The organism is Staphylococcus warneri (genome assembly GCF_900636385.1).
GTDB lineage: Bacteria > Bacillota > Bacilli > Staphylococcales > Staphylococcaceae > Staphylococcus > Staphylococcus warneri.
This window is the reverse complement of record NZ_LR134269.1, coordinates 1,795,266-1,813,918: the sequence shown is the minus strand read 5'-3', so window position 1 is coordinate 1,813,918 and position 18,653 is coordinate 1,795,266. Positions and strand designations below refer to the sequence as shown.

Annotated in this window: 17 protein-coding genes; 11 read left to right on the top strand and 6 right to left on the bottom strand. The window is 32.0% G+C overall.

Annotated features, from left to right (window positions below; genetic code table 11):
- Positions 1-24: 24 nt before the first annotated feature.
- Positions 25-1,833, top strand: coding sequence for an oligoendopeptidase F (gene pepF / locus EL082_RS08845; protein ID WP_019235850.1), 1,809 nt, complete (start codon positions 25-27; stop codon positions 1,831-1,833).
- A 327-nt stretch (positions 1,834-2,160) separates the two neighbouring features.
- On the opposite strand, the gene yjbH is transcribed toward pepF, so the two are convergent.
- From yjbH to EL082_RS08830, 3 genes are all read right to left on the bottom strand, one after another.
- Positions 2,161-2,964 (bottom strand): protease adaptor protein YjbH, encoded by an 804-nt coding sequence (gene yjbH, locus EL082_RS08840; RefSeq protein WP_002465634.1) that lies wholly within the window; start codon positions 2,962-2,964, stop codon positions 2,161-2,163.
- 16 nt (positions 2,965-2,980) lie between these two features.
- Positions 2,981-3,352, bottom strand: coding sequence for a truncated hemoglobin YjbI (locus tag EL082_RS08835; protein WP_103286278.1), 372 nt, complete (start codon positions 3,350-3,352; stop codon positions 2,981-2,983).
- Between the two features lie 89 nt (positions 3,353-3,441).
- Positions 3,442-4,023 (bottom strand): CYTH domain-containing protein, encoded by a 582-nt coding sequence (locus tag EL082_RS08830; protein WP_002465631.1) that lies wholly within the window; start codon positions 4,021-4,023, stop codon positions 3,442-3,444.
- Positions 4,024-4,256: 233 nt separating this feature from the next.
- On the opposite strand from EL082_RS08830, the gene EL082_RS08825 reads away from it, so the two are divergent.
- The 7 genes from EL082_RS08825 (at position 4,257) to fabI (ending at position 11,175) form a co-directional block, all read left to right on the top strand.
- Entirely contained in the window at positions 4,257-4,604 is a 348-nt protein-coding gene (locus EL082_RS08825; protein ID WP_002450768.1) for a UPF0738 family protein, read from the top strand.
- Between the two features lie 16 nt (positions 4,605-4,620).
- Entirely contained in the window at positions 4,621-5,256 is a 636-nt protein-coding gene (locus EL082_RS08820; RefSeq protein WP_002450767.1) for a GTP diphosphokinase, read from the top strand.
- Between the two features lie 12 nt (positions 5,257-5,268).
- Positions 5,269-6,078, top strand: coding sequence for an NAD kinase (locus tag EL082_RS08815; RefSeq protein WP_002450766.1), 810 nt, complete (start codon positions 5,269-5,271; stop codon positions 6,076-6,078).
- Entirely contained in the window at positions 6,075-6,929 is an 855-nt protein-coding gene (locus EL082_RS08810) for an RluA family pseudouridine synthase (RefSeq protein WP_002465618.1), read from the top strand. The genes EL082_RS08815 and EL082_RS08810 overlap by 4 nt, the downstream gene beginning before the upstream one ends.
- Before the next feature lie 24 nt (positions 6,930-6,953).
- Positions 6,954-8,345 carry a magnesium transporter gene (mgtE, locus tag EL082_RS08805; protein ID WP_002465623.1) on the top strand — a complete coding sequence of 464 codons (1,392 nt, stop codon included), beginning with the start codon at positions 6,954-6,956 and terminating at the stop codon, positions 8,343-8,345.
- Between the two features lie 10 nt (positions 8,346-8,355).
- Complete coding sequence (locus EL082_RS08800) at positions 8,356-10,200, top strand: monovalent cation:proton antiporter family protein (RefSeq protein ID WP_002465616.1); 1,845 nt, start codon at positions 8,356-8,358, stop codon at positions 10,198-10,200.
- 204 nt (positions 10,201-10,404) lie between these two features.
- Entirely contained in the window at positions 10,405-11,175 is a 771-nt protein-coding gene (fabI, locus tag EL082_RS08795; protein ID WP_019235856.1) for an enoyl-ACP reductase FabI, read from the top strand.
- Between the two features lie 97 nt (positions 11,176-11,272).
- On the opposite strand, the gene cozEa is transcribed toward fabI, so the two are convergent.
- Positions 11,273-12,358 carry a lipoteichoic acid biosynthesis protein CozEa gene (gene cozEa / locus EL082_RS08790; protein WP_103286264.1) on the bottom strand — a complete coding sequence of 362 codons (1,086 nt, stop codon included), beginning with the start codon at positions 12,356-12,358 and terminating at the stop codon, positions 11,273-11,275.
- Positions 12,359-12,568: 210 nt separating this feature from the next.
- On the opposite strand from cozEa, the gene EL082_RS08785 reads away from it, so the two are divergent.
- The 3 genes from EL082_RS08785 to EL082_RS08775 all read left to right on the top strand — a co-directional run bounded on the left by EL082_RS08785 (position 12,569) and on the right by EL082_RS08775 (position 15,742).
- Positions 12,569-14,131 (top strand): alanine/glycine:cation symporter family protein, encoded by a 1,563-nt coding sequence (locus tag EL082_RS08785; protein WP_002465639.1) that lies wholly within the window; start codon positions 12,569-12,571, stop codon positions 14,129-14,131.
- A gap of 191 nt (positions 14,132-14,322) precedes the next feature.
- Positions 14,323-15,069: an esterase family protein gene (locus tag EL082_RS08780; RefSeq protein WP_002465611.1), complete on the top strand. Its 747-nt coding sequence runs from the start codon at positions 14,323-14,325 to the stop codon at positions 15,067-15,069.
- A gap of 163 nt (positions 15,070-15,232) precedes the next feature.
- Positions 15,233-15,742, top strand: coding sequence for a YjcG family protein (locus tag EL082_RS08775; RefSeq protein WP_002465632.1), 510 nt, complete (start codon positions 15,233-15,235; stop codon positions 15,740-15,742).
- Positions 15,743-15,821: 79 nt separating this feature from the next.
- On the opposite strand, the gene ltaA is transcribed toward EL082_RS08775, so the two are convergent.
- Positions 15,822-17,009: a lipoteichoic acid biosynthesis MFS flippase LtaA gene (ltaA, locus tag EL082_RS08770; protein WP_015365213.1), complete on the bottom strand. Its 1,188-nt coding sequence runs from the start codon at positions 17,007-17,009 to the stop codon at positions 15,822-15,824.
- Positions 16,987-18,162, bottom strand: a complete 1,176-nt coding sequence (locus tag EL082_RS08765; protein ID WP_002465636.1) for a diglucosyl diacylglycerol synthase — start codon at positions 18,160-18,162, stop codon at positions 16,987-16,989. Before EL082_RS08765 ends, ltaA begins: the two co-directional genes overlap by 23 nt.
- Positions 18,163-18,653 lie beyond the last annotated feature (491 nt).

The following is an 18,653-nucleotide window of genomic DNA, read 5'->3' as shown; positions in this document are numbered from 1 at the left end:
GATTATTTCGAGGAGGTTTACATGATGAGTCAACAATTATCTAGAGAAGAACAGGAACGTAAATATCCTGAATATACATGGGATTTAACAACGATATTCCCAAGTGATGATGCATTTGAAGCGGCATTTAAAGATGTCGAAAACGACATCGGTAAAGAAGAACAGTTTAAAGGTCACCTAGGAGATAGTGCAGATACTTTATATCAAGCCTTAGCATTAGAAGATGAAATAGGCACCAAATTAGAAAAGGTATATGTCTATGCCCACTTAAAACAAGACCAAGATACTGCCAATGATCAGTATACAGGCATGGAAGCACGTGCACATCAATTAATTATTAAATTTAGTTCAGCATGGAGTTTTTTAGTACCAGAAATTTTACAACTTGATGAAGAGACAATTCAAACATTTATTCAATCAAACGATAAATTAAAACAATATGAATTTGATCTACAACTCATCAATGAAAAGCGCCCACATATATTAGATGCTGATACTGAAAAATTATTGACTGAAGCACAAGATGCTTTATCTACGCCGTCTAACGTATATGGTATGTTCAGTAATGCGGATTTAGAATTTGAAGATGCTATTGATAAAGATGGTAAAGCACATCCGTTAACGCAAGGTACATTTATTAAATATCTAGAGTCAGATGATCGTGTTTTAAGAGAATCTGCATTTAGAAACGTATATAAAGCTTATGGATCTCATAACAATACTTTAGGAGCAACATTAGCAGGTGAAGTGAAGAAAAATGTGTTTAATGCGCGTACGCATCACTATAAATCTGCCCGTGAAAAAGCTTTAAGTAATAACCATATTCCAGAAGAAGTATATGATAATTTAGTTAAAACGGTTCACAAATACTTACCATTACTTCATAGATATACGCGTTTAAGACAAGAGTTATTAGGCATCGATGACTTAAAAATGTATGATTTATATACACCATTGGTGAAAGACGTTAAATTTGAAATGCCTTATGAAGAAGCTAAATCATGGATGTTAAAAGCACTTGAACCAATGGGAGAAGAATATTTAAACGTGGTTAAAGAAGGATTGGACAACCGTTGGGTTGATGTTTATGAAAACAAAGGTAAACGATCTGGTGGATATTCATCTGGTGCACATTTAACCAACCCATTCATCTTATTAAACTGGTCAGATACAGTTTCAGATTTATATACTTTAGTTCATGAATTTGGTCATTCAGCACATAGTTATTTCAGTCGTCAAAATCAACCATCCAATTTAAGTGACTATACAATATTTGTAGCTGAAGTAGCATCAACATGTAATGAAGCTTTATTAAGCGACTATATGGATAAGCATTTAGATGACGACAAACGTTTATTATTGTTGAATCAAGAACTTGAACGCTTTAGAGCAACTTTATTCCGTCAAACTATGTTTGCAGAATTTGAACATAAAATTCATCAAATTGAAGAAGCAGGGGAACCATTGACGCCGAATCGCATGAATGAAGAGTATGCCAAACTTAATAAACAATACTTTGGTGATGCAGTTGAAACAGATGAAGACATTAGTAAAGAATGGTCACGAATTCCTCACTTCTATATGAATTATTATGTATATCAATACGCAACTGGTTATAGTGCTGCACAAAGTTTAAGCCACCAAATCTTAACAGAGGGCCAACCAGCTGTTGAAAGATATATTAATGAATTCTTGAAAAAAGGTAGCTCAAATTATCCAATTGAAATCTTAAAAAATGCAGGTGTAGATATGACATCACCTGAACCAATTGAACAAGCATGTGAAGTCTTCGAACAGAAATTAGATGCTTTTGAAAAACTAATGAAAGCTTAATATGATTGAATTCGCTTACATTATGAACAGATTGTGACAATTTAAATTTAATCAAACACAAAGGTTGAAATGGGATATACGTCGTGTTATATTATGAACATGAAATTAATCACATAACAAACATACCCCTTTGTTTGAAGTGAAAAATTTCTCCCATCCCCTTTGTTTAGCGTCGTGTAATCAGACACGGCGTTTTTTTATTTGCTGTAAAATATGCAGTAAACAATATACATAAATTATACAAATTATGAATAAACAAAAAATAAGCGCAACAGATCATTTGATATCTGTTGCGCTTATTTTTAAATATTGAACCACAGTAAGTTTTCAACATTTAGGCATTTTAGATTTCCAAAACTTGCCATCAGGATAATTTAATTTTTCCACTTTCTGTTGTAGCATGAGTTTTTTCAATTCTTTATTTAATAATTTTTCAGGCCACTCATAAATCGTGAGTAACTCTTCCATTGTCACAAGTTGTTTCTGTTGTATATAAGTTTCTAACTTCGGAGGCAAATTCTTTTCAATTGGTGTCCCCATAAGTTCATTGATGATGTATGTGTATATGTGATATGGATAAAGACCTTCAACTTTTAATCCTTCTTCATGCACGTCTTCACTGAAGAATACGAGGGATGGAGATTGTTCTATTTCCATTTCACGTGCTATATGCAAATCAACTTTTAAACTTTCTGTTAGTTTGCTTTTCTGTAAGTCTTCTTTAAACACATCATAATCAATTCCAGCATTTTTTACACAATCACATATCATTTCTTCGGTGATAATATCGCGTTTTGGTATAATTTCATTTTGCATTAAATGAATAAATCGCTCTGCTCTTAAACGACCTTGTAATTCAGCTGCTTTGTAAGCTAATGCAATATTATCGAAATCAGAGGTGCTTTGTGCTTGGCATTTTGTTAAAACTTTTAATGAAGGATTAAGAATATGTCTTACACGTATATATTGATTATATTCAATTCTTAGTTTTGATAAGATTGCCGAAATTTTGAAACAATCTTTACTAAAGGGATCGAAAAAAGAGTAAATTTCTATTTTGCATACAGGTGATAGATCAGTATTTGCATCTTCACGACTCTTATTCTCCATTACTCTTAACTCTTCAGCCATGTCTTTTCACCTACAATTATTTTTCGGAATTCACTATATGATTAGCTGTTAGTCGCAATCTTTCAAATAAATAGTCACCAACCCCAGCAGGGAAGTTAGCATGATTAATTGCTATAGACATATTTTCTAACCAAGCATCGCGCTCATATTCAGTAATCGTAAATTCCATATGTCGTCTTTTCAACATGGGGTGTCCATGTTCCTGCGTATATAAATCAGGGCCTCCTAAAAACTGAGTTAAAAATTGCTTTTGTTTTCGACTCGTTTCTATAAAATCACCAGGGAATAAATGATTAATTCTATCGTCTTTTTCAACTAAATCATAAAAATGATCAATCATTTGATATAGTGCATCTTGCCCTATGATGTCATATGGTGTTTTAGGCATAATATCACCGTATTTCATTAATATATATCTAATATAACATGAATTTTTACATTTGAAAGTAATTTGCATTATGGCTTCCATTGTTGTTGTTAGGCTAAATTAGCTTTTCTGTTAAAGAAACGTTGGACTTTGTTTAATGGTTTTTCATGAGTCATATGAAATGATTTCAGTAAGTCATTAAACTTTTGTAAGCCCTCGTCATAATCATGTACTTCGAATTCTAGCTCGCAATCTTCTGTGCCAAGATACTCACTTTTATCTAACACAAGAAGTTCATTTTGATAGGAGGTTTCCATTCTATACGTAGTTAAAGCACCTAATATCAATAATGTGCCATCTTTAACGTCAAAGTCCTCCATTAGTATTTGTCTAATCTCATCTGGCAATTGGTCGTGATAAATTGTTTTGTCAATTTCAGGCTCAAGCGTGACATTGAAATTATATTCAGTTAAACCTACCTCTGCAGGTACTTTGAGTGTCATCTCATAAGTATTATTTTTAACGCGAATTCTTAATGCAGAATAGTGATCCTTAAGTTTAAAGTCTGCAGTATCTATATAGTAATTTGTTTGTTTGAAAGGTGATGTTTCTTTGAAATATTGATTTTTAATATCATTATATGCTGATTCACTAAGTATTTGTTTGAATTCAATTTCATTATTTGTTGTCATTCATTGTTACTCCTCTACAACGTTGTTTGTTTTATTAATAGTATGACTGAAATGGTTCTTGTTTTAAAGTGAGACAATGTTTTGAAAATAGAATCATTATAAAAAAATGAAATTAGAATAATAAGTCATATTAAAAAATTCAAATACATATAATAAAGTGACAATATTCGGCTACATACGTGTGATGTAAGCATAAATTATGTTAAACTAATATGGAATAAGGAGGGGCAAGCATGCGTATATATATAAATGAAATCAAAGTGAAAGACGATACAATTTACTGTTATTCAGAAGATTCAATCGAAGGATTAGAAGAAGTAGGACAAATGCTTGTTGACAGTGATAATTATGGATTTGCATACATCTTAGATGATGGTCAATCCTATTCGTATTTAATCTTTGTAGAAGAAACATGGTCGATGTTACATGAAAACAAAGGTAAGAAACTTATTGTAAACGATGAGTTAGAACTTAAACATTTCCAAGAGGAATTAGATTACATATTAGACAATATTGAAGGCAATAATAACTATGGTAAGGAGTTTGTTTCTGCTGTTGAAAAAACTTTTGAACTAGAATGAAGCGGAGTGAAGTAATATGAACCAGTGGGATCAATTTTTAACACCGTATAAACAGGCTGTTAATGAATTAAAAGTTAAATTAAAAGGATTACGTAAACAATATGAGATTAGTGAACACAGTTCTCCCATTGAATTCGTAACAGGCCGCGTTAAACCTATTTCAAGTATTATAGATAAAGCAAACAAAAGGGAAATTCCATTTGATAGATTAAGAGAAGAAATGTATGACATAGCTGGACTCAGAATTATGTGCCAATTTGTGGATGATATAGATGTCGTAGTTAATATATTACGTCAACGTAAGGATTTTAGTGTTGTTGAAGAAAGGGACTATATTCGCAATACCAAACCAAGTGGATATCGCTCTTACCACGTAATTATTGAATATCCTATTGAAACATTAAATGGACAAAAATCTATTTTAGCTGAAATTCAGATTAGAACGTTGGCTATGAATTTCTGGTCAACCATAGAACATACATTACGATATAAATATGATGGAGATTATCCAGATGAGATACAGCATCGTTTAGAAAGGGCGGCAGAAGCGGCTTACTTATTAGATGAAGAAATGTCCGAGATTAAAGATGAAATTCAAGAAGCACAGAAATATTATACTCAAAAGCGTGCAAAAAAACATGAAAATGACTAATGAGGTGTAAACATGCGTTATACAATCCTAACTAAAGGTGATTCGAAATCTAATGCGTTAAAGCATAAAATGATTAACTATATGAAAGATTTTCAAATGGTTGAAGATAATGAAAACCCAGAAATAGTCATTTCAGTCGGTGGGGATGGCACTTTATTACAAGCCTTTCATCAATATAGTCATATGCTTTCGAAAGTGGCGTTTGTTGGTGTGCACACCGGACATTTAGGGTTTTATGCTGACTGGTTACCTCATGAAGTCGAGAAATTGATTATTGAAATCAATAATTCAGAATTTCAAGTTATTGAATATCCATTATTGGAAATCATTGTTCGATATAATAATAATGGTTATGAAACAAGGTATTTAGCATTGAATGAAGCTACAATGAAAACTGAAAATGGATCAACATTAGTTGTGGATGTTAATATTCGTGGTAAACATTTTGAGCGTTTTAGAGGAGATGGGCTATGTATATCTACGCCATCTGGATCAACAGCATACAATAAAGCATTAGGTGGCGCATTAATTCATCCATCTTTAGAAGCAATGCAAATTGCAGAAATTGCTTCAATCAACAATCGTGTGTTTAGAACAGTGGGGTCGCCATTAGTACTTCCTAAACATCACACGTGTTTGATAACACCGGTCAATCATGACACAATAAGAACTACGATTGATCACGTGAGTATTAAGCATAAAAATGTAAATGCAATCCAGTATAGAGTAGCAAATGAAAAGGTAAGATTTGCACGCTTCAGACCATTCCCATTTTGGAAGAGGGTACACGATTCATTTATTTCAAGTGATGATGAAGTATGATTTTCAGATATACGATTACACAGCAAGAAACGCTTAAATCATTTTTACAACGACATGACTTTTCGAAGAAGACAATTAGCGCCATTAAAACTAATGGCGCTTTACTTGTCAATCAGAGACATGTCACTGTGAGATATCAATTGAATTTTGGTGATCAGCTAGAAGTTCAACTACCTATAGAAGTACCCAGTGCCAATTTAACACCTTATATGAAGCCACTAGATATATTATTCGAAGATGACTATATCATTATTGTATCTAAACCTAATGGACAAAACTGTGCACCGTCACGTGAACATCCACATGAAAGCTTAGTTGAACAAGTATTAGGTTATTTACATCATAAAGGTGAACGAACCAATCCTCATATAGTAACCCGTTTAGACCGCAATACTACTGGGATTGTACTTTTTGCGAAATATGGATATATACATCATTTATTTTCAAAAGCCAAAATGGACAAAGTTTATACGTGTTTAGCATACGGTATGACTGAACCTAGTGGCATGATTGAAGCTCCTATTGCAAGAAGCGATGAAAGTATTATAGAAAGATGTGTATCTGAGAACGGGAAATATGCCAAAACAGTGTTTCGTACTTTAAAACAAAAAGAGAATGTTAGTTGCTGTGAAGTACAACTCTGTACGGGTCGAACTCATCAAATTAGAGTGCATTTTCAATATATCGGTCACCCTTTAATAGGTGATACATTGTATGGTGGAAAACATGGTAAAATAGAGGGGCAGTGCTTACATTGTTCAAAACTCATTTTTGAACATCCAGTTAATAAAAATATGATACATATCGAAATTGATCATAAACAACTCAATCAATGGTATGACTTAATATAAAAAATTGTTTTGGAGGTGTTTAATTTGTCTAACGACACAGAATTAAAAGAGAAAGAAAATGTGAACGAAGACGTTTATGATAAAGATTTATTAGATCAATTATTACAAGATGGCGATATTGATGCATTTAGAGAAGAATTTTTATCAATGCATAATTACGAACAAAGTGAGTACTTTGAAGATACCGATGAAGAAAAACGGCAAAAGATATTCGAATTCTTATCTCCTAGTGAAGTTGCTGATTTCTTCGACCATTTAGATATAGATGATGAAGAATATGAGGAGCTATTCGATAATATCAATGCAAACTATGCGAGTCATATTTTAGAAGAGATGTCTTACGATAATGCGGTAGATATTTTAAACGAATTATCCAAACCGAAAGTTGCTAGTTTACTCACATTAATGAATAACGAAGATGCAAATGAAATCAAAGCATTGTTACATTATGAAGAAGATACTGCCGGCGGTATTATGACGACGGAATATCTTTCTTTAAAATCAACAACGCCTGTGAAAGAAGCATTGATGCATGTTAAAGAGCAAGCGCCTAATGCAGAAACCATATATGTCATTTTTGCTGTGAATGAAGATGATCAACTAGTAGGTGTTTTATCATTAAGGGATTTAATCACCGCTGAAAACGATGCTTATATTGAAGATGTCATGAGCGAACGTGTCATTAGCGTTGACGTTGCAACAGACCAAGAAGACGTTGCACAAATCATGAGAGACTATGATTTTATTGCGGTACCAGTAGTAGATTATCAAAATCATTTGCTAGGTATCATTACAATCGATGACATTCTAGATGTAATGGACGAAGAAGCTAGTGAAGACTACTCTCGTTTAGCCGGGGTTTCTGATATTGATTCTACGAATGACTCTGTGATTAAAACAGCGATGAAACGTTTACCGTGGTTAATCATTTTAACGTTTTTAGGCATGATTACTGCGACGATTCTAGGTAGTTTTGAGGATACATTATCTAAAGTTGCACTATTAGCAGCATTCATTCCTATTATTAGCGGGATGTCAGGTAATTCTGGTACACAATCATTAGCCGTTTCTGTACGTAATATCTCAACAGGAGATATTGATGAACAAAGCAAGTTTAAAGTAGCTTTAAGAGAAGCGGGAAGCGGATTATTATCTGGAATTGTCTGTTCAATTATTTTAATCATTATTATCATTTCAATCTATCGACAACCTTTATTAGCAGTCATCGTAGGTGGTAGTTTGACATGTGCTATGACAGTAGGAACATTAGTAGGTTCAATGATTCCATTACTTATGAATAAATTAAAAATTGATCCAGCAGTAGCAAGCGGTCCATTTATTACTACAATTAATGATATTGTTAGTATGTTAATTTATTTTGGCTTAGCAACATCATTTATGTCTTATTTAACTTAAGGAGGAACGAATGGAGTTCTTATCACTTGTGATTGTAGTCGTTGCTGCATTTTTAACACCTATTATCGTTAATAGGTTAAATATCAACTTTTTGCCAGTGGTTGTCGCTGAAATCTTAATGGGAATTATCATAGGAAATTCATTTTTAAATCTCGTAACAAAAGATTCTATGCTTAATATTCTTTCAACATTAGGATTTATCTTTTTAATGTTTTTAAGTGGTTTGGAAATTGATTTTAATGCGTTTAAAAAGGATTCACGCCCACGACAAGGTGAAAGTAAAGAAGAAAAGAAAGTGCCTGGGCATTTAAATCTAGCTATGTTAGTTTTCGGTTTAATCATGATTGTATCAATCATTTTAGCTTTTGCATTTAAATGGTTTGGTTTAATCGACGATGTATTATTAATGGTTATTATCATTTCAACAATTTCTTTAGGCGTCGTAGTACCGACATTAAAAGAAATGAACATTATGAGAACTACGATTGGACAATTTATCCTATTAGTAGCGGTATTAGCTGATTTAGTCACAATGATATTATTAACTATATATGGTGCGGTGAACGGCCATGGTGGTAGTACGATTTGGCTAACAGGTATATTAGTTGTATTTACAATCGTATTTTATGTTATCGGTGTACTATTTAAGCGTATGTCGTTTTTACAAAAGTTAATGGGTGGTACAACTCAAATTGGTATTCGTGCCGTCTTTGCGCTTATTATATTGCTTGTAGCTTTGGCTGAAGGCGTAGGGGCAGAATACATACTCGGTGCATTTTTAGCCGGTGTTGTAGTGTCATTATTAAATCCTGACGAAGAAATGGTTGAAAAGTTAGATTCCTTTGGTTATGGATTCTTTATTCCAATTTTCTTCATTATGGTAGGAGTCGATTTAAATATTCCGTCACTTGTTAAAGAACCATCATTACTGATTATTATTCCAATATTAATCTTGGCATTTATTGTATCTAAGTTGATACCAGTATTCTTAATCAAACGTTGGTTTGATTTGAAAACCACGATTGCCTCTGGTTTTTTATTAACATCGACGTTATCGCTTGTGATTGCAGCAGCTAAAATTGCTGAACAACTTAAGACGATCTCACCTGAAACATCAGGGTTACTGATATTAAGTGCTGTAATTACATGTGTATTTGTACCAGTCATCTTTAAAAAATTATTCCCTGTGCCAAATGAAATGAATCGTCGTATAGAAGTTAGTTTAATTGGTAAAAACCAACTTACTATTCCAATTGCTCAGAATTTAACGTCACAACTATACGATATTTCACTCTATTATCGTAAGGATTTAAGTGACAGTCGAAAATTATCCGATGAAATTACAATGATTGAAATAGCTGACTATGAACAAGAGATATTAGAAAGATTAGGTCTATTTGATCGTGATATTGTTGTTTGTGCGACGAATGATGATGAAATAAATAGAAAAGTGGCTTTAATGGCTAAAGAACATGGTGTTGAACGTGTTATTTGTAGATTAGAAAGTACTAATGAAGATATGGAAATGAAATCATTAGGTATTGAAATTTTCAGTAACTACTTAAGTAATAAGATTTTACTTAAAGGATTAATAGAAACACCAAATATGCTTAACTTATTAAGTAACGTAGAAACGTCTCTATATGAAATTCAAATGTTGAATCACCAATATGAAAATATGCAATTACGTAACTTCCCATTCGGTGGAGATATAATCTTCGTGAGAATTGTCCGTAACAATGATTCTATCGTTCCACACGGTGACACACAATTGCGCTATAAAGATAGATTGATTGTTACAGGTTCAAAAGAATATGTTGACGAATTAAAACAAGAATTAGAATTTTATTATTAATATATAATAGCAATCGTCTGTAAGTATAAGGAATACTTACAGGCGATTTGTTATTGATGAAGAAAGTCTAAATTGATGATTGAAGTTATACCAATCTAAAATACTTTATTATCTGGTACTAAAAGTGTTAGAATATGATGAGTGAATAAAGAAGGAAACGTTTGAAATAAACTAACATATATCTAAATTAAAGGAGTTATTTGCATGTTAAATCTAGAAAATAAAACTTACGTCATTATGGGAATTGCTAATAAACGTAGTATTGGTTTTGGTGTTGCAAAAGTATTGGACCAATTAGGTGCAAAATTAGTATTTACATATCGTAAAGAACGTAGCCGTAAAGAATTAGAAAAATTATTAGATCAATTAAATCAACCTGAAGCACGTTTATATCAAATTGATGTTCAAAGTGATGAAGATGTTATCAATGGATTTGCGAAAATTGGTGAAGAAGTAGGTAATATAGACGGTGTTTACCACTCAATCGCATTTGCAAATATGGAAGATTTAAGAGGACGTTTCTCTGAAACTTCAAGAGATGGTTTCTTATTAGCACAAGATATTAGTTCATATTCTTTAACAATTGTTGCACACGAAGCTAAAAAATTAATGCCTGAAGGCGGTAGCATAGTTGCAACTACTTATTTAGGTGGCGAATTTGCAGTACAAAACTATAATGTTATGGGTGTTGCCAAAGCAAGTTTAGAAGCCAATGTTAAATATTTAGCATTAGACTTAGGTGAAGATAATATCCGTGTTAATGCAATTTCAGCAGGTCCTATCCGTACGCTAAGTGCAAAAGGTGTTGGTGGTTTCAATACTATTCTTAAAGAAATTGAAGAACGTTCACCATTAAAACGTAATGTGGATCAAGAAGAAGTAGGTAAAACTGCTGCATACTTATTAAGTGACTTATCAAGTGGTGTTACAGGTGAAAATATTCATGTAGATGGTGGATTCCACGCAATTAAATAATTGAGTTATTAACTATTTATGTATATTACTTATAACATAATAAAAGACCAAGTGATTAATAAAATAATCACTTGGTCTTTTTGTTTTATAAATAAGATTAATCTTTGACATTGCTATTTGCTTTATCGATAATACGCTGACGATATTTAAAGATATTGCTAATAACTGTTTTTAACACTGCGTATAAAGGTACGGCAATCAGAATGAGAGTGAAACCACCTAAATCACCTGCAGCTAATATGACAACAATAATTGTTAATGGATGCATGCTAAGTGATTTACCCATTACATTTGGCGTGATGACATTACCTTCTAATTGTTGAGCAATTAACGTAATGACACATACCCAAATGAAAGTTGAAGGTCCATCGATAATACCTAAAATAGCTGCTGGCGTGAAAGATAGCCATGGGCCTAAGAATGGTATTAAGTTGGCAACACCAGCGAATAAAACAAGTAACGGTGTATAGGGTAAGCCGATTATTGTATAACCAATATACAAAATGATACCTAAAATAACACTCACCGTCACTTGACCTTGGATGTAAGATTTTAATGTATAGTTTAAGTCTTTTAATAAATCTACGACAAATACTTTACGTTCACCTTTGAAAAATTTAGCTACAGCAGGAATAAATTTTTCATGATCTTTCAACATGTAAATAAGGAAGAACGGTACCATGAATAATAAAAAGATAGTAGAAATTAATGATGTGATATATGAAATTGAGTTAGATAACACATCAGTCACGCCATCTCCCATTGATTTAACCATGTTATTAATTCGATGTGTGACATCACTTGGTAATTTATCAATTTGTGTTAGTGAGAAATTGATTAAACGCTCAGTTTCTCTTTGTAAGGCAGGTGTTTGTTTAATTAGGTTATTAATATTTGAAATAATGATAGGTGCGATAAATGCTACAACAATAGCGATAATTGCAATTAATACTACAAATATAGTTAAAATACTTGCCCATCTTGGGAATCCCCATTTTTCTAATAATGTTTGAAATGGTAAACATATGTAGAATAAAAATCCACTAATTAAAAAAGGAAGAAAAACAGAACCGATGATAGTTACAACTGGTGTAAATACTTCATGCACTTGCATAAATAGCTTGATGAGTATGAACAACATAATTAGAGCTATGCCGGTTCTAAACCAAACTTTGTTTAACATATATATAGATCCTCCTGAAAATTTTCATTTTTTATAGTCTTATATAGTATATCTCAAATTGAAAAGCTACAAAAGAGTCATGATTGATAAAGTGTCATATTGAGTAAGTTAAAAATACATATTATTTAATGAAAATTCTGAAAATATATTGTAAAGTGTAAATGTACATTGTATAATTTTTTTAATCGATAATAATTAAGGGGGTATACGATGATTGAAAAAATCGTTACATTTTTAAATGATCTCGTCTGGAGTAAACCATTAGTATACGGACTATTATTAACAGGGATTTTATTTAGTTTGAGAATGCGTTTTTTCCAAGTGAGACATTTTAAAGAGATGATACGTTTAATGTTCCAAGGGGAAAAGTCACCAAGTGGTATTACAAGTTTTCAAGCTATAGCAATGTCATTAGCAGGGCGTGTAGGGACAGGTAACATTGTAGGTGTGTCGACTGCTATATTTATTGGAGGACCAGGCGCTGTATTCTGGATGTGGATTAGCGCCTTTCTAGGTGCGAGTAGTGCATTTATTGAATCCACTTTAGGACAAATTTTTAAACGTGAAGATAAGGGAGAATATCGAGGTGGACCAGCATACTATATTGAATATGGGATAGGTGGAAAATTCGGGAAAATATATGGTTTAGTATTCGCGATTGTTACAGTCATTTCAGTAGGTCTACTCTTACCCGGTGTACAATCAAATGCAATTGCAAGCTCTATGCATAATGCTTTTAATGTTCCGAATTGGATAGTAGCTATTATAGTTGTCATTATTTTAGCATTAATTATTTTTGGTGGATTACGTTCAATTGCTAATGTTGCTACAGCAGTTGTACCGTTTATGGCAGTCATATATATATTAATGGCAATAGTCATTATTATTATTAATATCCAACATGTTCCAGCTTTATTTGCACTTATTTTCAAATCTGCGTTTGGGTTACAGTCAGCGTTTGGTGGTATAGTCGGTGCCATGATTGAGATAGGTGTAAAAAGAGGGTTATATTCTAATGAAGCAGGACAAGGGACAGGACCGCATGCCGCATCTGCTGCAGAAGTTTCTCACCCAACAAAACAAGGACTCGTTCAATCATTCTCAGTTTATGTAGATACATTATTTGTATGTACAGCAACAGCACTCATTATTTTACTTTCAGGTACATATAACGTAACAGATGGTCAGACTAATTCGAATGGCACACCACATTTAATCAAAGATGGAGGAATATTTGTAGAAAATGCAGATGGCAGTAAAGATTATTCAGGTACTGCAATGTATGCTCAAGCAGGTATAGATAAAGCTTTCCATGGAAGTGGTTACCATTTTGATCCCCATTTTTCTGGTATTGGTTCATACTTTATTGCCATTGCTTTATTCTTCTTTGCCTTTACGACGATATTGGCTTATTACTATATCGCAGAGACTAATGTAGCATATTTAACTAGACATCAAAGTAAAAGTACTACACACATCTTCTTTATCATAGCAAGATTAGCTTTATTATTTGCAACTTTTTATGGTTCAATTAAAACAGCCGATGTCGCATGGGCTTTAGGGGATTTAGGTGTTGGATTAATGGCATGGTTGAATATTATAGCAATTTGGATATTGCATAAACCTGCGTTAGAAGCCCTCAAAGATTATGAACGACAAAAGGCACATTTGGGTTCTGGCTACCATGCGGTTTACAAGCCTGATGCAAAGAAAATTCCTAATGCAATATTTTGGTTGAAAACTTATCCAGAAAGATTGAAAAATGAAAAATAAATAATGAGTTTATTATTTAAAGAATTAGAGTAATTAGTTATCATTTGTAAGTCATTATTAGATTAAGTACAACAAATTAACATATTGCTGATTTAATTTTGCAGTGTTTATCAAAGTTCATAACGCACATAATTTAAAAATATAACGTCTCTTGGTACAATATAAATAATACTACTAGGGGGCGTTTTAACATGTCTGAATTTAAACCAGGTAAAATTAACAAACATATATTTTATAGTGACATATTAGAAAGAGATGTTACTATTTCTATTTACTTGCCTGAAGAATATACTGATTTATTTAAATACCAAGTGATTATATGCTTCGACGGTTTGGATTTTTTAAGGTTTGGACGAATCCAACGAGAATATGAAAAGCTACGTAAAGATAATGAAATTCAAAGAGCGATTATTGTTGGTTTTCATTATGAAGATGTAGAAAAACGTCGTGAAGAGTTTCATCCAAAAGGTAGCCGATCACATTTAACTGTCCAAGCAGTTGGTAAAGAACTATTACCATTTATAGATGCGACTTTTCCTACTTATAAAGTGGGGAATGCTCGACTATTGATGGGTGATAGTTTAGCTGGAAGTATAGCATTACTTACAGCCCTAACCTATCCAACGATATTTAGCCAAGTAGCAATGTTAAGTCCACAATACGATGAAGTGGTTAAAGAAAAGGTTGAGGGGTGTGACACGAAATCACAACTTTCTATTTGGCATGGAATCGGTTTAGAAGAGGAAGACTTCACATTACCTACGAATGGCAAGAGAGCTAACTTCTTAACACCTAATCGCGAGTTGAATGCACTTATTAATCAATTTGATGTTCGTTATCACTATCAAGAATTTGAAGGTGGTCATAATTGGAAATCATGGAAACCTTTATTAGGGGATATTTTAAAATACTTTTTAGATGAGGAATTACCAGAGTAAATTATACTTATTAATGATCAAGTTCAATCGTTATTCAAATTAATAACGTACAAATATTATTATGTATATTGTTTAAAATAGAAAAAATATTTTTAAGTTTAAAGTAACGGTTTTCATAGAATTTTGATATAATGGAAATAGGTTAAACAAAGGAGGAATTCAAATGATTTTAGGATTAGCTTTAATCCCATCAAAGTCATTTCAAGAAGAGGTAAATGCATATCGTAAGCGTTATGATACACATTATGCGCAAATTATGCCACATATTACTGTGAAATCTCAATTTGAAATTAACGATGCGGATTTAGATTCAGTTAAAAAAGAAATTGAAACTCGAATTAAAGGTATTTCATCAATTGATATTCATGCAACTAAAGCATCTAGCTTTAAACCAGTAAATAATGTCATTTACTTTAAAGTTGCTAAGAATGATGAACTTGAAGAAATTTTCGATCGTTTTAATACAGATGATTTCTATGGTAAGGCCGAACATCAATTTGTACCTCATTTTACAATTGCTCAAGGTCTTTCAAGCCAAGAATTTGAAGATATTTATGGTCAAGTAGAGTTAGCAGGGGTAGATCATAAAGAGACAATCGATGAATTATCATTACTACAATTTAGCACTGAAGAAGATAAATGGAAAGTTATCGATACATTTAAGTTAAATTAAAAATTATAAATAGTTATAAAAAATGGAGTGAGATAGTGGAATCTATGATACATAGATCTTTATCTCACTCCATTTTTATTTAATTAGCACGTTTTCTATTTATAAAGTAATAGCCATAAAATAAGGCTAAAACTAAGAAAATAAGTGCAGAAAAATAGAAAGTATTATTTAAATTATTAGTAAACTGTGTAATTAAGCCACCTAATAAAGGACCAATCATAGACCCAAAACCTTGCACACTATTAAATACACCCCAAGTTTCTTCTTGCTCTTTTGGATTGATGTGTCCAGCCATAAAAGTATTCCATGCGGGTAATAAGATACCGTACATGAGACCAATGAATAACGCGATTCCCCACACAATATATATATTTGTGATTAATGATAATCCAAATATCATAAGTGTGTATAAGATGAACCCGCCAAATATAATACTATACATAAAGCCTCTACTATTTTTATCAATTATTTTTGAAAGAAATAGCATTGATATAGCACAACCAATTCCACCTATCATGATTGCGATTGTATATTCAATCGTTGAGACATGTACTATTTTTGTAGCATATGTGGGTAGAATAGGTATTAAAGCTGAAATTGCTGCACCTTGGAGTAATATACCTGGGAATAAAATAATATGTCGCTTAGTTACATCTACAATCTGTAATAATTGTTCTTTTACAGGTTTAGTATTGTAATTAGTCAATTGAATATTAACAAAGTAGTATAATATCCATGCGATTAATACGACTAAAGACATCATAAATACAAAATGTAATGGGTGTATCTTAATTAAGAAGTTCATTACTACCCAACCGACTAATAAACCTAACAACCACGCAAAATATACGTAACCCATCTGCTTACCACGTTTATCTTCTTGAACGCTTGATAGCATGATAACCCAAATAGGACTAACGGCTATACCAAGCATGATTGCGCTAATTATGATGACTATTGGTGATGATGGGAACCAAATAACTAAGAATAAACTTAGAAATGCTAGTAAAAACCCAGAAGTTAATACTAATTTAGCGCCAAACTTCTTTAATAAAAAGCCAATCACAAAATTTGTAGCTGCATCTGCTATAAAATGTATAGAAAATGCTAAAGATGTCACTGCAACTGCAATAGAAGTGACAGTAGGTAGGTAGTTAATATAACTTAATATGTACATACCTCTAGCAAATTCCATAAGAAATAAAATGACAAGCATAATTATAAAGTTTTTATTATTAGAATAGTTATTTAACGAAGAATCTTGCATACAAAGGCACCTTTCCATAAATCTCTTCTGGTTGCGAAGAATGGCCTAATAGTTCTAATAGGTCTTTGCATAATTTTTGAGTGGCATACTCAATTTTAGATTCTCTCATGTTTGAAGTCATTTTATTTAATATTGATTCATTATTTGTAAGATGCGTAACGATATCTATAGCCTCTTCAGGTGTATTGGCAATTTTACCAAACGTCATATCCTCAAAATAATTCGCATTTTCTAATTCTTGTCCTGGAGCTGGATTTAAGAAAATCATTGGAATACAACGAGTAAGCCCTTCTGAAATTGTAATACCACCAGGTTTTGTAACCATTAATTGACTTGATGCCATCCATTCATTCATATGTTTTGTAAAACCTAGAATGAGAACATCAGGATGATCTTTGAATTGAGCTTGTAAAGAGCGTTTTAATTCTTTACTACGACCACAAATCATAACAACTTGTGAATGTTTACTTTTCTCTAAAATTTCATTAATCATTTGGTCGAATCCTTTTGAAACACCAAAAGCACCTGCAGACATTAATATTGTAGGTCTATCAGGATCTAAGTGATGTTTACTCAACCAAGCTCTTTGATCAATATGTTCTTCGAATTTATCTGAAATGGGGATTCCCGTGACTTTAATTTGAGAGGCAGGTACGCCTGCTTCGATAAAATCTTTCTTGGTATCTTCAGTGGCTACATAATAGCGATCAGATTCTGGTGTAATCCAGTTTTTATGCATTCTGTAATCAGTCATCACTGTAGCAACTGGAATATTGATATTAAATTGTTCTGTTAAAACAGACATAACTGGTGTAGGGAATGTTAATAAAATTAAATCTGGTTTTTCATTAATGAGTATATTAATCAATTTATTTAGACCATAATATTTATAAAAACATTTATCTAGTTGATCAGGGCGGCTATAATAAAAGTTTTTATACATATTTCTGAAATATCTAAAGCTATTGATATACCATTTTTTACATATAGAAGTTAAAATAGGATGCGCTTCCATAAATAGGTCGTGTTGAATCACACTTAAATGGTCCAAATTCATTTCATTTAATTGGTTTACGATGCTTTGAGTAACTTGCATATGACCGTTACCGAAAGAACCAGTAATAATCAATATCTTTTTATTTTGAGTAACCATTAAAAGCCACCCTCCGTTAATTTTTAAAATTTATAATAAGTGTAACGTATTTTAATACATTATAAAAGGAATATCGTGATTACGTGTACATGAAATACCATTGATTTGTAGCAATTTAGTCTTAATTACAATTTAAAAGGGTAATATGACATTGCTTGAAAAATTGTATTTATGCATTATACCACAACTATCTTAAAAATAAATTTGAAAGAACTTAATACAAGTGATGGATTTTCTTTATAATTACTTTATATAAGGTTGATAATCTATTTATAATGTTAGCATGGTTTAACAAATATGTATTATTAAAATCTATCAAATAACAAGAATTTTAGTTTTATTTAATAGTAGATTAATATATAAGGTATAAATTTACATTTTCAAAGTTTTGAATAAGCTAAATTAATATTCCTCTTGAACATACAAAGGAATAACGCGACTTAATCGCTATAGAATCAATAAACTAATATTATAAGAAATTGGCATAAAAT

Coding starts and splice junctions, on each gene's coding strand:
- pepF (WP_019235850.1), top strand. CDS start 25: ATGAGTCAACAATTATCTAGAGAAGAACAGGAACGTAAATATCCTGAA.
- yjbH (WP_002465634.1), bottom strand. CDS start 2,964: ATGGCTGAAGAGTTAAGAGTAATGGAGAATAAGAGTCGTGAAGATGCA.
- EL082_RS08835 (WP_103286278.1), bottom strand. CDS start 3,352: ATGCCTAAAACACCATATGACATCATAGGGCAAGATGCACTATATCAA.
- EL082_RS08830 (WP_002465631.1), bottom strand. CDS start 4,023: ATGACAACAAATAATGAAATTGAATTCAAACAAATACTTAGTGAATCA.
- EL082_RS08825 (WP_002450768.1), top strand. CDS start 4,257: ATGCGTATATATATAAATGAAATCAAAGTGAAAGACGATACAATTTAC.
- EL082_RS08820 (WP_002450767.1), top strand. CDS start 4,621: ATGAACCAGTGGGATCAATTTTTAACACCGTATAAACAGGCTGTTAAT.
- EL082_RS08815 (WP_002450766.1), top strand. CDS start 5,269: ATGCGTTATACAATCCTAACTAAAGGTGATTCGAAATCTAATGCGTTA.
- EL082_RS08810 (WP_002465618.1), top strand. CDS start 6,075: ATGATTTTCAGATATACGATTACACAGCAAGAAACGCTTAAATCATTT.
- EL082_RS08800 (WP_002465616.1), top strand. CDS start 8,356: ATGGAGTTCTTATCACTTGTGATTGTAGTCGTTGCTGCATTTTTAACA.
- fabI (WP_019235856.1), top strand. CDS start 10,405: ATGTTAAATCTAGAAAATAAAACTTACGTCATTATGGGAATTGCTAAT.
- cozEa (WP_103286264.1), bottom strand. CDS start 12,358: ATGTTAAACAAAGTTTGGTTTAGAACCGGCATAGCTCTAATTATGTTG.
- EL082_RS08785 (WP_002465639.1), top strand. CDS start 12,569: ATGATTGAAAAAATCGTTACATTTTTAAATGATCTCGTCTGGAGTAAA.
- EL082_RS08780 (WP_002465611.1), top strand. CDS start 14,323: ATGTCTGAATTTAAACCAGGTAAAATTAACAAACATATATTTTATAGT.
- EL082_RS08775 (WP_002465632.1), top strand. CDS start 15,233: ATGATTTTAGGATTAGCTTTAATCCCATCAAAGTCATTTCAAGAAGAG.
- ltaA (WP_015365213.1), bottom strand. CDS start 17,009: ATGCAAGATTCTTCGTTAAATAACTATTCTAATAATAAAAACTTTATA.
- EL082_RS08765 (WP_002465636.1), bottom strand. CDS start 18,162: ATGGTTACTCAAAATAAAAAGATATTGATTATTACTGGTTCTTTCGGT.